Here is a 12,112-nt window from a genome sequence, read left to right as displayed (position 1 = left end):
AGCCACGGCTTGGTGACAAGCGGAAAGTGGTGGGGGGAACCAGAAAACCATGACCCTGTTTCTGCTTGTTTTTCTGATGATCTACGGTGCAGCCCACACCTGGTTTGCGCTGCGACTGCTTCAGGCCTTTCCGGTCCTGAAGAGCTGGTGGCCGTTCCCGGTCGGCTGGTGCCTGCTGATGGTGGCTGCGCCGGTATTGAGCCGTCTGTTGGAGCGGGAAGGGCAGACAACTGCTGCATCTCTGGCTGCCTACGTCGGTTACAGCTGGATGGGGCTGCTGTTTTTGTTTGTTTGCCTGTCAGTGCTGCTGGAGCTGCTGCGACTGCTGTATTGGTCTGCCCATTTCTTCTTGCGGCTGCCGGATGTCGCGCTGCTCGCACCCCGTCCCGGCTTTCTCTGCTGTTTTGGTCTGGCTCTGCTGATCAGCGTCTACGGCTGGTTTGAGGCGGGCAACCTGAAGGTTGAATATCAGCGCGTGGCAAGTTCCAAACTGCCCGGAGGGGCAGCCAGGGTGAGGATTGCCCAGATCTCGGACCTGCATATCGGCCTGATTGTCGGCCCGCGTCAGGTGCAGCAACTTGTGACGGTACTGCAAGGGCTGCAACCTGATTTGGTGGTTGCCACCGGTGATGTCGTCGACGGCCATATCAGTCATCTGGATGGCGTTTCGCAGATGCTGCGCGCATTGCAACCGCCGCTGGGGATGGTGGCTGTGCTGGGTAACCATGAGTATTACGCCGGTCTCGGCTCGTCCCGCCGGTTTCTGGAGCTGTCAGGTTTTCGTCTGCTGCAGGATCAAGCCATGCTGGTCGGCGAACATCTGGCCCTGGTGGGGGTGGATGACCCTGCAGCCAAACGGTTTGGAAAAAGCGGGACCGCTGATGAAAGGCAACTTTTGGGCACTATACCCCATGAGCGGTTTGTGCTGCTGCTGAAGCATCGCCCGGTGGTGGAACCGCACAGTATCGGACAGTTTGATCTGCAGCTTTCCGGGCATGTTCACAAGGGGCAGATCTTTCCGTTTAATCTGCTGACCTGGCTTAATTTTCCGGTACGGGCCGGGATGAACCGGCTGGCGGGTGACAGCCGTCTGTATGTCAGCCGCGGTACCGGCACCTGGGGGCCGCCGATCAGATTTCTTGCCCCGCCGGAACTGACGGTGATTGATCTGGAACCTGATAAAAAATAACCCGTCCTGCTGGCGCTTGCAACAGGACGGGTTAGGGAACGGCACGTGCTGGAACCGGTATTACCAGTATTTTTTTGGTGGCTCGGTATGGCCGACCTTCTTGATCTCACCATCAATAATCTTGAACATGTCACCACTTTCGCAGGTCCAGGCATCCCCTTCTTCCGGCGGGTTCGGGAAGTTGCGGTGCCCCAGAAAGACCTCTTCGTCATCAATAAAGCCGAACCAGTCCAATGATCCGGTCATCCAGATTTTTGTTTTCAGTTCCATATTAAAACAACTCCTTGTTTAGTAAAGAATAGGCTGACTTTCCTGTAAAGCGGCAGTAAATGTCAACGACTTTTTCGTTGCTGCATTTGGGGCTGCAGCTTGACTTTCAGCAGTGGAATGGTTACATCTTTGAAAAGATACCATACCAGTCTGTTTTTGTTTTCTTTATCAGCTAGTAACAGGTGACACCATGCCACATTCCGGGGGCAGGAAACCGTCGTTTGCAGGGCAGTACAACCGGCATCTTGATGAGATGCGCTCTCTCATGCGTACCCTTGACCCGCGGCTGGCCGCTGAGGATGAGGGGAGCCTGAACGCTGCCATGGATATTTATGAAACCGACCGTGATCTCGTGCTGGAGTTTGATCTGCCCGGTATCAGTCCTGAGCATATCAGTCTGACGCAACGTGGCATGGTCTGCGTAATCCAGGTGGAGAAGCTGTCTGAACCCCCGCGTGATCAGGTCCGGTATCTCTGTCTTGAGCGCCACTTCGGCCGGCTGCGCCGCACCGTCAGGCTGCCGGACCTGGTTGATCCCACCCATATCCATGCCGAGTACAGCCGCGGGGTCTTGCGCATCATCTGTCCCAAGGGACGCGAACGTCGTATTTTGATTAAGGAGTTAGCTCGTGAGTAAGTCAGATCAGGAACATACAACTACCGAACCCGCCATCGTGGCAGAAGAGGAACTGCGGATACCGGAACTGTTACCGCTGCTGCCGATCCGTGATGTCGTGGTTTATCCCTTTATGATCATTCCGCTCTTTGTAGGCCGTGAGATGTCGATCAAGGCGGTCGATCAGGCCCTGGCCGGTGACCGGATGATCATGCTGGCGACCCAGCATGACATTGGTGATGAAGATCCGACCCCGGACAAGATCTACAACGTCGGTACCGTGGCCATGATCATGCGGATGCTGAAACTGCCGGACGGGCGGGTCAAGATTCTGGTGCAGGGGCTGGTCAAGGCCAAGATCACCGAGTTTGTCGAGTTCAAGCCGTTCCATACCGTACGGATCGAGCGCCTGGTTGAACCGGCAGCAGTGGATAACCTGGAGACCGAGGCCCTGATGCGTACCGTGCGGGAGCAGCTGGCCAAGATTGCCGAGCTGGGCAAGCAGATCTCGCCCGAGGTGATGGTCATCCTGGAGAATATTACCGATCCCGGCAGTATGGCCGACCTGATTGCCAGCAACCTGGGGCTGAAACTGTCCGAAGCCCAGATGCTGCTTGAGATTGAAGACCCGGTCAGACGTCTGACCAAGGTGAATGACCTGCTGGCCCGTGAGCACGAGATGCTCTCGGTACAGGCCCAGATCCAGAATGCCGCCCGTGAGGAAATGGGTAAAAATCAGAAGGAATACTACCTGCGGGAGCAGATGAAGGCGATCCAGCAGGAGCTTGGCGACCACGACGGCAAGGAAGAGCTGGAAGAACTGCGCAAGTCCATTGAATCAGCAAAGATGCCTGAAAATGTGCAGAAAGAGGCCCTGAAACAGCTGGGGCGGCTGGAGCGGATGCATGGTGACTCCGGCGAGGCCGGGGTTATCCGTACCTACCTGGACTGGCTGATCGAGATCCCCTGGTCAAAGACCACCCGTGATTCGCTGGATATTCTCCGCGCCAAGAAGATCCTGGATGAAGACCATTCCTATCTGGATAAGGTCAAAGAGCGGATTCTTGAGTTTCTGGCCGTGCGCAAGCTCAACAAGCAGATGAAGGGGCCGATCCTCTGTTTTGTAGGGCCTCCCGGCGTGGGCAAGACCTCCCTGGGCAAATCCATTGCACGGGCGCTGAACCGCAAGTTCGTCCGTATCTCCCTTGGCGGCGTGCGTGATGAGGCTGAGATTCGCGGCCACCGCCGTACCTATCTGGGGGCGCTGCCGGGCCGGATTATCCAGGGGATGAAGCAGGCCGGCACCAAAAACCCGGTTTTCATGCTGGATGAGCTGGATAAGCTGGGCTACGACTACAAGGGTGACCCGTCGGCTGCCCTGCTGGAGGTGCTTGATCCCCAGCAGAACAACACCTTTTCGGATCACTATGTCAACCTGCCCTACGACCTCTCCAACGTACTGTTTGTGGCCACGGCCAATCTTAGTGACCCGATCCCCTCGGCCCTCTTTGACCGGATGGAGGTCATTAACATCCCCGGTTACACTGAAGAGGAAAAACTGGAGATCGCCACCCGCTACCTGGTGCCGCGCCAGCTGAAGGACAACGGTCTCAAGGCCAAGCATATTCAGTTTGAAGAAGAGGCGCTCAAGGAGATCATCGCCAAGTACACCCGCGAGGCGGGCTTAAGGAACCTGGAGCGTGAGATCGGCAATGTCTGCCGCAAAGTGGCCCGCAAGATTGCTGAAGGGCACAAGCGCCAGATCAGGATCACTCCTGCCGCAGTGGCTACCTTCCTGGGGGCGGCCAAGTTCCTGCGTGAGGATGAGATGGACAAGAACGAGGTCGGCGTGGTCAACGGTCTGGCCTGGACCTCGGTGGGGGGTGAAGTGCTGCATATTGAGGCCACCACCATGGCAGGCAAGGGGGGGCTGACCCTGACCGGCCAGTTGGGTGACGTGATGAAGGAATCGGTCCAGGCAGCCCTGGCCTATATCCGCTCCCATGGCAGTGAGTTCCATATCAACCCGGACTGGTTCCAGGAAAATGAGATCCATGTGCATGTCCCTGCCGGCGCCGTGCCCAAGGATGGGCCTTCTGCAGGTTGCGCCATGGTCACCGCCCTGGTTTCGGTGCTGACCAAGGTGCCGGTGCGCAAGGATGTGGCCATGACCGGCGAGTTTTCCTTGCGGGGTAAGGTGCTGCCGATCGGCGGACTGAAGGAGAAGATCCTGGCAGCGGTACGGGCCGGTATGAAGATGGTCATCATTCCGGAACAGAACCGGAAAGACCTGGAAGATATCCCGAAAGCGATGCAGAAGAAGGTCAAAATCGTGCCGGTCAAGGAGATCGACGAGGTGCTGAAGCTGGCCCTTGAGAAGTTTCCGATCCCCGCTCCGAAAGCCAAGACGAAAGCGGCCACCCCCAAGGTGGTGGTCAGACCGAGTAAAGAAATCTCAGCGTGAAAGGTCTGGCAGAGCTTGGCGAATTTGGTCTGATTGATCATATCCGCGCCCGCTTCCCCCAGCCCACTGCGCCTGAACTGGGAATCGGCGATGATGCCGCGCTGCTCTCCCCCTCTGCCGGCAGGCAGGTGGTTGTCTCCACTGATCTGCTGGCCGAGGGGGTCCATTTTGATCTGGGCTTTGGCCCGGCACGGCTGCTGGGACGCAAGTCCCTGGCAGTCAACCTTTCCGATCTGGCCAGCATGGGGGCCATCCCCCGCTGGTTCTTTCTCTCTCTGGCGATCCCGTCAGGATTTTCGTCTGAAATCATTGAAGGCTTTCTGGATGGTCTGGCAGAGCTGGCTTGTGAGCACAACTGCATCCTGGCCGGCGGTGATACCTGCGGTTCAAAGGGGGGGCTGACGGTCTCGGTTACCATCATGGGGGAGCAACGCCCGGAACTGATTCTGAAACGGAGCGGTGCTCAGCCCGGTGATGATATCTGGGTCAGCGGTTCTCTGGGAGATGCTGCCCTGGGGTTGCAGTTGCTGATGGAAGGGACCCGGCTGGGCGGTGTGCATGATCCACTCTTGTTGCGTCAACTTAATCCAACTCCGCGCTGTGAGCTGGGGCTGAAGCTGGCTGAGGCCGGTCTGGTCAATGCCATGATCGATATCAGCGACGGCCTGCTGGCTGACCTGGGGCATATCTGTGAACAGTCCGTTTGCGGCGCCGAGGTCCTGCTTGGACAGCTTCCCCTTTCTCCAACCCTGCATTCCTGCAGCAGCACACAGTCTGTCTTTCCCTGGCCGCTTGTCATCAGTGGCGGGGAGGATTACGAGCTCTGCTTTACTGCCCCTGCCGACAATCGTGCCGCCATCCGGCAATTGGCAAAAACTGCTGGCATTCAGGTCACGGTTATTGGTAAAGTGACCAACTCAAGACAGGTGCATGCCATCCTGTCTGATGGAACACACTTCCAGCCATCCGCTTCCGGCTATACCCATTTTTGATGACCATTTGAAAGGAGCTGTACCGATGTCCACCCCGCTTACTGCCCAGCAGGCTCTGCGCTGCGCCAATACGATCCGTCTTCTTGCTGCTGATGCTGTTGAAAAGGCCAATTCAGGCCACCCCGGCCTGCCGATGGGCTCAGCTGATATGGCGGTTGCCCTGTGGGGCGGCGTGCTGAAGTTCAATCCTGCCGATACTGCCTGGGCCAACCGTGACCGTTTCATCCTCTCCGCCGGTCATGGTTCCATGCTGATCTACTCGCTACTGCATATGTTCGGTTTTGATCTTTCCATGGAAGAGCTGAAAAACTTCCGTCAGTGGGGCAGCAAGACTCCCGGTCACCCGGAGTTCGGGCATACCCCCGGCGTTGAGGTAACCACCGGTCCTCTGGGGCAGGGGGTGGCCAATGGTGTTGGCATGGCCCTGGCTGCCAAGATGGCTGCCGAACGGTTCAATACCCCTGATTTCTCACCCATTACCCACCGGGTCTTTGCCATTGTGGGGGACGGCGACCTGCAGGAAGGGATCGCCTATGAGGCAGCCGCCCTGGCTGGCCACCTCAAGCTGGGTAACCTGGTCTATCTCTATGACAGCAACAGCATCACCATTGAAGGCAAGACCAACCTGGCCTGGTCAGAGGATGTTGCCAAACGCTTTGAGGCAGCCGGCTGGCATATTCAGAGCGTGGATGGCCATGACCACGATCAGGTCAGCGCTGCCCTGCAGAACGGTATTGCCGAGACCGGCAAGCCTTCGCTGATCATTGCCACCACCCATATCGCCTATGGTGCCCCCAACAAGCAGGACTCTTCCGGCGCCCACGGTTCGCCGCTGGGCAAGGATGAGATCGAGGCCACCCGTGCCAACCTGGGCTGGACTGAGAAGCCGTTCACCGTGCCCGGAGATGTTGCCGCCCAGTGCGCCGCCCGCGTGGCTGAGCTGAAGGCTGAGTACGATGCCTGGCAGCAGGGTTTCGCCGCCTGGCGGGTTGCCAATCCGGAAAAAGCTACCCTGTGGGATGCCATGTGGCAGAAGCAGGTGCCTGAGAATCTGGCTGAGGAACTGCTGGCATCGGTTGCCGGCAAGGATGGCGCCACCCGTTCACTGTCCGGTGCCGTACTGCAGAAGGCAGCCGCCCTGCTTCCGGCCCTTGCCGGTGGCTCGGCCGACCTGTCCCCTTCAAACAACAGTGACATCAAAGGGGGCGGCTCGGTACAGGCAGACGCCTTTGGCGGCCGCAACCTGCACTTCGGTATCCGCGAACATGCCATGGGGGCGGTCTGTAACGCCATGGCACTCTACGGCTGCTTCATCCCCTACGGTGCCACCTTCCTGGTCTTCTCCGACTACTGCCGTCCGGCCGTACGCCTGTCCGCCCTGATGCAGCAGCAGGTGGTCTACATCTTTACCCATGACTCTTATGCCGTTGGTGAAGATGGACCGACCCACCAGCCGATCGAGCATACCGCCTCCCTGCGGCTGATCCCCGGTCTGCAGGTGATCCGTCCTGCTGATGCCGTTGAGACCGCCCTGGCCTGGTATGCCGCCATCAAGTATCACAATGGCCCGACCGCCCTGATCCTGACCCGTCAGAAGCTGCCGCTGCTGCCCCGTATGGCAGGCGCTGACCAGACCCTGCCGTTGATGGGCGGCTATGTGCTGGCGGATGTTGCCAATCCGGCGGTGGTGCTGATGGCCTCCGGTTCAGAGGTTTCCCTTGCCCTGGATGCCGCCAAGCTGCTGGCCGACAAAGGGATCGCAGCACGGGTGGTTTCAATGCCGGATGTGGGCACCTTCACGGCTCAATCAGCTGAATACCGCGCATCGGTACTGCCCAAAGGGGTCAAGCGGGTAGCCCTCGAGGCTGGCCGTGGTGAGTCCTTTGGCAAGCTGCTGGGGGAAGAAGGCCTGTTCATCGGCTGGGAGCAGTTTGGTGCATCCGCACCGGCGGAGATCCTGGCTGAACAGTTCGGCCTGACCCCCGCAAAAGTGGCTGACAAGGTGGCAGGGTTTCTGAAGTAGCCATGGAACTGATCCCGCTGCTGAAAAAATCGCTGCTGTTTTCAGGTCTGAACGACGCTGACCTGGCATCACTGGCAGCCATTACGGTGCGGCGCAGTTTTGCCAAAGGAGAGACGCTGTTCAGTGAAGGTGACGAGGCCACCGGTTTTTATCTGCTGGTGGAAGGGCATCTCAAGCTGTGCCGCGTCTCACCGGATGGACGGGAAAAGGTGCTGCATTTTGTCCGTCCCGGCGAGACCTTTGCCGAGGCAGCCTTTTTTGGTGATGGACGCTACCCGGCTGAATCCCGAGCTCTCGAGGCAGGAGAGGCGTTGTTCCTGCCCAGGCAGGGTTTTTTGAACCTGATGGAGAAAAATCCCCAGTTCGCCTTGAATCTGGTGGTTTCTCTTTCGCTTTCACTGCGCCGTTTTGCCCGTCAGATAGAAGAGCTGACCTTTGCGGATGTCGCCTCCCGGCTGGCATCGTTTCTGGTCAAACGGGCAGCGGAAAAGTCAACCAGCTACAACGGTATCACCTACCTGGAACTGGGGATTAAAAAAGGCGAACTGGCCGCCCAGCTGGGTACCGCCAACGAGACCGTTTCCCGTACCTTCCGCAAGTTGAAGGAGGAAGGCGTGATCGAGCTGGAGGGGCGTAAGGTGACCATTCTGCAGATGGATCGCCTGCAACAACTGGCAAACAGGCAGCAGTAGTCTTCCCCGTACAAAGGGGATTGAGGGGGATGTAATGTTGATCGTAATGAGCCACACCGCCAGCCAGGCAGATATAGACAAGGTTATTGAGACGGTCAGCGGGATGGGATTCACCGCAGCCCCGATTCCCGGTGGAGAGCGGACCGCCATCGGCGTCCTGGGCAACAAAGGCTACGTGGATGACAGCAAGATCCGCGACCTGCCCGGCGTACAACAGGCGATCCATGTCTCCAAGCCGTACAAACTGGTCTCCCGCGACTTCCACCCTGACAACACCATCGTTGACGTGGCCGGCGTCAAGATCGGCGAGGGAGAACGTCCGGTGGTGGTGGGTGGTCCCTGCGCCGTAGAATCGGAAGAACAGATCCTCACCACCGCCCGTTTTGTCAAACAGGCCGGTGCTGACCTGCTGCGGGGCGGTGCCTTCAAACCCCGTACCGGCCCCCACACCTTCCAGGGGCTGCGGGAAGAAGGACTGAAGCTGCTGGCCAAGGCCCGTGCAGCCACCGGCCTGCCGATCGTCACCGAAGTCATGAGCCCCGACAACGTCGCCCTGGTGGCCGACTATGCCGACCTGTTACAGGTTGGTGCCCGCAACATGCAGAACTTTGACCTGCTGCGGGAACTGGGCAGAATCAGAAAACCGATCCTGCTCAAGCGCGGCATGAGCGCCACCATCGAAGAATTTCTGGCCGCCGCCGAATACATCCTGGCCGAAGGGAATGAACAGGTCATACTCTGCGAACGCGGCATCCGCACCTTTGAGACCGCCACCCGCAACACCCTTGACCTGGCCATGGTGCCGCTGGTCAAGGAACTGACTCACCTGCCGGTCATGGTTGACCCCTCCCATGCCACCGGCAAACGCAGCCTGGTCACCCCGATGTCCAAGGCCGCCCTGGTGGCCGGTGCCCACGGTGTATTGGTAGAGGTGCATCCCGAGCCCGAAAAGGCCTTGTCCGACGGCCCTCAATCCCTCACCTTTCCCGGCTTTGAGGCCTTGATGGCGGATCTGAAAAAACTGCAGAACTGCCTGAGCTGCTGCGGTTGATTTCAGACGCTGACACCGGAACAAAGCGCTTGAAAAAAATGTCTGCTGGGTCTAGGATAAAAACGTAATCAATTGCTCTCTGCTCTGCCCGTTGTACCTGTAGCGCCCGGGCGGAATACTTGTTGAAACGGGGATCGTTCCCTGCCGTGGTGTGCTGCCCTCTGTCTGTGGGATTTGCCTGAAGCGGCATACTGAGACCCATCTGTGAAGGAACTCGCCAGAGGACCTTTTAAGGTCAACGTCAGAGCGGAGAGACGAAACAACGAGAGGGGATGCGGATTTTAAGCATCCCCTCTCCAGTTTTCGGGAGGATGTACCCCTGGCCAGAGGGTTGTCGTCAGATCAGTATGTCGAAAAGACGTTTCTGTACCTGCTGCTCATTTCAATTGTGCTGCACGTGGCAGGCTTTGCAGCGTTGTATTTCTGGCCCAAAGAGCAGCGCCAGCAGATCTCGGAGCCGACCTTCATTGATCTGCAGGATGTGCCGGATCTCAAGACCCCGCCTCCCCAACAGACAGTCCCAAAGGCACGGCCGTCAGACCAGCGGCGCCGTGTAGCCAGAGAAACAGCTCCCCGGCTTGCAACGCCGGTACCTCCGTCTGCTAAAAAAACATCCCCACGTCAATCAGCCAGGGCACCGTCTGCCGGATCGCCGGGACGCCCCGGTCAGGCCGGGCCGCCTGCCAAGCCATCGGAAGCGAGCAGCTCTGCCAATGAGCTGTTGCGTCGCAAACCACAGCAGCAGACCGGAACTGGCGGCGGCGGAGGCACCAAGCAACAGCCCAATCTGGCCCCCAGTGCCAGCCGGATGGCGCGCCTGGAGGAAAACTACCGTCGGCGGTTTGCCGACGACATTGACGATGGTACCACCCGGTTTCTGAATACCGACGATATCCAGTTCGGCTCGTTTCTGAGACGTTTTGAGACGGCGGTCTATGGCGTTTGGCGCTATCCGCAGGAAGCGGCATTGAAGGGCATTGAAGGGGTGACACCGGTCAAGATCACCTTTAACAGAAACGGTGAGATCGTAAAGGTGCAGTTGCTGGAAAGTTCCGGCAGCCGGGTTCTTGATGATGAGGTGTTCAGGACACTGCGTCTGATCGGACCGATGGGGAACTTTCCCAAGACCTATGGCAAGGACGAATTCAACCTGATCGCCTTTTTTCAGTACGGAAATGCCCGCAGCCGATTGCGTTGACGGCTAGGGTTGCAGGGTCAGCCGCAGGGGACGCTGACGTTCCTGGGATGCCGGCATCAGATAGGTCAGTGTGCCATCCTCTGATGCGTTATCGCTTTCAATCCGGTAGGGCAGGGCCAGCGCATCGATGACCTTGCGGGCGGTCTGACCTGCTGTTTCATCCCCCCTGATATTTACCAGTTCCACCTGATGTTCCTCAAGCAGGCGCCCATAGGTATAGGCCTCTGCAGCCGAAATCCCGCAGGTAACCAGTGCTGCCACCTCACCATAACTGACCGCTGCCACCGGATGCAGTTCCAGACCGTTCAGCAGGGTGGCGGCTGGGACGGAGCGGGCTACGGCAACCGCAATCCGCTCGGCCAACAGGCAGGGATCACCTGCTTTCAGGGCCAGTTCAGATGGGCTGAGCGGTGCCACCGGTGCACCAGCAGGCTCTGCTGCAGGTGACGTTGCCGGTGGTTGTGCTGGTTTCACGGAGCGTTTCGGTTGCGCTGAGACCTTCTTTTTTGCTGCGACAACAGGCTTTGATTTCCTGGCAGCAGCCGGAGGAGCGGACGGCTTTTTCAGTTCCTTCAGGTCAAGATCAAAGCCGGGGGCAGCCCACACCTGGATCGGCATGAACAGCGCAGACAGCCATACTATTGTTTTAAGGCCTTGCATCAATCTTATCCCCCTTCAGCCTGGCAAGCTGTTGAAAAACTATTGCGGAGCCCGTCTACGGCGTTGCGCGGTGCTCGCTCCTTCGCCTAACGGTCTGTTATGTCTCAGTCGCTGTGCGCCGTGCGCCTTATAGCCGTGCTTCCTCACAACGTTTTTCAATAACCTGCCAGATCTTCAAGAAATGCGAGACTATTTAACGGACGTGAGCAGTGCCCGGCAATCTCCCTGTCAAGTAAACGTCCTGCTGTCTCCAGTTCGGTGTCAGTGAAGCGGACCCTTCCAAAACTGCCGGTCTTCAGGCAATCGGACAGCGGCTGCAGTGCCGCCGTATCCAGTACCGGGCGATAGCCCAGGATGTTCAGAAGGTTTATTTCAAAAAAACGCCGGTCTGCCGCTGATCCGGCCCGGCCTGCCAGGTGTTCGAACAGTGTGGATAACAGCCTGAACAGCCTTGGCAGGGGATGCCCTTCCGGGGTCAGCGTCTCAACCAGTTCGCAAGCATACAGCGCCAGGGCCAGAGATTCAAGTCGTTCCCGCAGCTCCGGGTAGCAGCTGCTCTGTTCGACCCGTTCAATCCTGCTTAGGCCGTCTTCCTTCAGGGACAAGGTCACTGCAAGCCGGTTGGCCGGCTCAAGCTGTCCGCCAAACCGCTTGCGGCTGGCCCGTGCAGACTTGGCAAAACCCCGCAGGCGCCCATGTTCCAGGGTCAAGAGTGAGACAATCCGGTCGCTCTCGCCGTAGTTGAGGGTTGAAAGGACAATGGCCTGACACTGCTCAGATTTCATGATTAATCCTGGATTCGGCAGTTGGCGGTCCCCCGAGAGAGCGACTCGCCCGTAGATCGTTGTAGCTCTTGGCAAAATGAAGCGTAAAGCAGCCTATACTGTCTGAGCCTGCAGGGCGAGCTTATCGGCTGTAGCGAAATGAGCCCTAGAGCTACAGATTTCGGGCGTCGGA

At 58.4% G+C, this 12,112-nt stretch carries 11 protein-coding genes and 1 other RNA gene; 9 read left to right on the top strand and 3 right to left on the bottom strand.

All coding sequences use genetic code 11. From position 1 onward, the window contains the following. Nucleotides 1-49 precede the first annotated feature (49 nt). The gene (locus tag FY034_RS12685; RefSeq protein WP_265551098.1) at nucleotides 50-1,189 is read left to right on the top strand and encodes a metallophosphoesterase; all 1,140 of its coding nucleotides are present in this window, start codon (nucleotides 50-52) and stop codon (nucleotides 1,187-1,189) included. A 60-nt stretch (nucleotides 1,190-1,249) separates the two neighbouring features. Here FY034_RS12685 and FY034_RS12680 read toward each other — a convergent pair whose 3' ends face one another. Then, nucleotides 1,250-1,459: a hypothetical protein gene (locus FY034_RS12680; protein WP_012470850.1), complete on the bottom strand. Its 210-nt coding sequence runs from the start codon at nucleotides 1,457-1,459 to the stop codon at nucleotides 1,250-1,252. A gap of 190 nt (nucleotides 1,460-1,649) precedes the next feature. On the opposite strand from FY034_RS12680, the gene FY034_RS12675 reads away from it, so the two are divergent. The 8 genes from FY034_RS12675 to FY034_RS12640 all read left to right on the top strand — a co-directional run bounded on the left by FY034_RS12675 (nucleotide 1,650) and on the right by FY034_RS12640 (nucleotide 10,495). After that, nucleotides 1,650-2,096, top strand: a complete 447-nt coding sequence (locus FY034_RS12675) for an Hsp20/alpha crystallin family protein (RefSeq protein ID WP_265551094.1) — start codon at nucleotides 1,650-1,652, stop codon at nucleotides 2,094-2,096. 52 nt (nucleotides 2,097-2,148) lie between these two features. After that, nucleotides 2,149-4,539, top strand: a complete 2,391-nt coding sequence (lon, locus tag FY034_RS12670) for an endopeptidase La (RefSeq protein WP_416222785.1) — start codon at nucleotides 2,149-2,151, stop codon at nucleotides 4,537-4,539. Beyond that, a complete protein-coding gene (gene thiL, locus FY034_RS12665; RefSeq protein WP_265551089.1) occupies nucleotides 4,536-5,531 on the top strand; it encodes a thiamine-phosphate kinase in 996 nt (331 codons plus the stop codon). The genes lon and thiL overlap by 4 nt, the downstream gene beginning before the upstream one ends. A 25-nt stretch (nucleotides 5,532-5,556) precedes the next feature. Then, nucleotides 5,557-7,554 carry a transketolase gene (gene tkt / locus FY034_RS12660; RefSeq protein ID WP_265551087.1) on the top strand — a complete coding sequence of 666 codons (1,998 nt, stop codon included), beginning with the start codon at nucleotides 5,557-5,559 and terminating at the stop codon, nucleotides 7,552-7,554. A 2-nt stretch (nucleotides 7,555-7,556) separates the two neighbouring features. Continuing rightward, on the top strand, nucleotides 7,557-8,246 hold the full coding sequence (locus FY034_RS12655; protein WP_265551086.1) for a Crp/Fnr family transcriptional regulator: 690 nt from the start codon (nucleotides 7,557-7,559) through the stop codon (nucleotides 8,244-8,246). 34 nt (nucleotides 8,247-8,280) lie between these two features. Further along, a complete protein-coding gene (gene aroF, locus FY034_RS12650; protein ID WP_265551084.1) occupies nucleotides 8,281-9,297 on the top strand; it encodes a 3-deoxy-7-phosphoheptulonate synthase in 1,017 nt (338 codons plus the stop codon). Between the two features lie 73 nt (nucleotides 9,298-9,370). Beyond that, nucleotides 9,371-9,554, top strand: a non-coding RNA gene (gene ssrS / locus FY034_RS12645) — 6S RNA. A gap of 140 nt (nucleotides 9,555-9,694) precedes the next feature. Next, the gene (locus tag FY034_RS12640) at nucleotides 9,695-10,495 is read left to right on the top strand and encodes a TonB family protein (RefSeq protein ID WP_265551083.1); all 801 of its coding nucleotides are present in this window, start codon (nucleotides 9,695-9,697) and stop codon (nucleotides 10,493-10,495) included. A 3-nt stretch (nucleotides 10,496-10,498) separates the two neighbouring features. Here FY034_RS12640 and FY034_RS12635 read toward each other — a convergent pair whose 3' ends face one another. Both FY034_RS12635 and recO read right to left on the bottom strand, forming a co-directional pair. Beyond that, nucleotides 10,499-11,155, bottom strand: coding sequence for a hypothetical protein (locus FY034_RS12635; RefSeq protein ID WP_265551081.1), 657 nt, complete (start codon nucleotides 11,153-11,155; stop codon nucleotides 10,499-10,501). Between the two features lie 155 nt (nucleotides 11,156-11,310). Beyond that, a complete protein-coding gene (gene recO / locus FY034_RS12630) occupies nucleotides 11,311-11,940 on the bottom strand; it encodes a DNA repair protein RecO (protein WP_265551079.1) in 630 nt (209 codons plus the stop codon). Nucleotides 11,941-12,112 lie beyond the last annotated feature (172 nt).

This window comes from Trichlorobacter lovleyi (genome assembly GCF_015239775.1).
GTDB classification, from domain to species: domain Bacteria; phylum Desulfobacterota; class Desulfuromonadia; order Geobacterales; family Pseudopelobacteraceae; genus Trichlorobacter; species Trichlorobacter lovleyi_B.
This window is presented reverse-complemented; position numbering and strand designations above follow the sequence as displayed.

What these genes read in the sequence shown, in the direction of transcription:
- recO (WP_265551079.1), bottom strand. Translation starts at nt 11,940, where the DNA reads ATGAAATCTGAGCAGTGTCAGGCCATTGTCCTTTCAACCCTCAACTAC.
- FY034_RS12655 (WP_265551086.1), top strand. Translation starts at nt 7,557, where the DNA reads ATGGAACTGATCCCGCTGCTGAAAAAATCGCTGCTGTTTTCAGGTCTG.
- aroF (WP_265551084.1), top strand. Translation starts at nt 8,281, where the DNA reads ATGTTGATCGTAATGAGCCACACCGCCAGCCAGGCAGATATAGACAAG.
- FY034_RS12685 (WP_265551098.1), top strand. Translation starts at nt 50, where the DNA reads ATGACCCTGTTTCTGCTTGTTTTTCTGATGATCTACGGTGCAGCCCAC.
- FY034_RS12680 (WP_012470850.1), bottom strand. Translation starts at nt 1,459, where the DNA reads ATGGAACTGAAAACAAAAATCTGGATGACCGGATCATTGGACTGGTTC.
- tkt (WP_265551087.1), top strand. Translation starts at nt 5,557, where the DNA reads ATGTCCACCCCGCTTACTGCCCAGCAGGCTCTGCGCTGCGCCAATACG.
- FY034_RS12635 (WP_265551081.1), bottom strand. Translation starts at nt 11,155, where the DNA reads ATGCAAGGCCTTAAAACAATAGTATGGCTGTCTGCGCTGTTCATGCCG.
- FY034_RS12675 (WP_265551094.1), top strand. Translation starts at nt 1,650, where the DNA reads ATGCCACATTCCGGGGGCAGGAAACCGTCGTTTGCAGGGCAGTACAAC.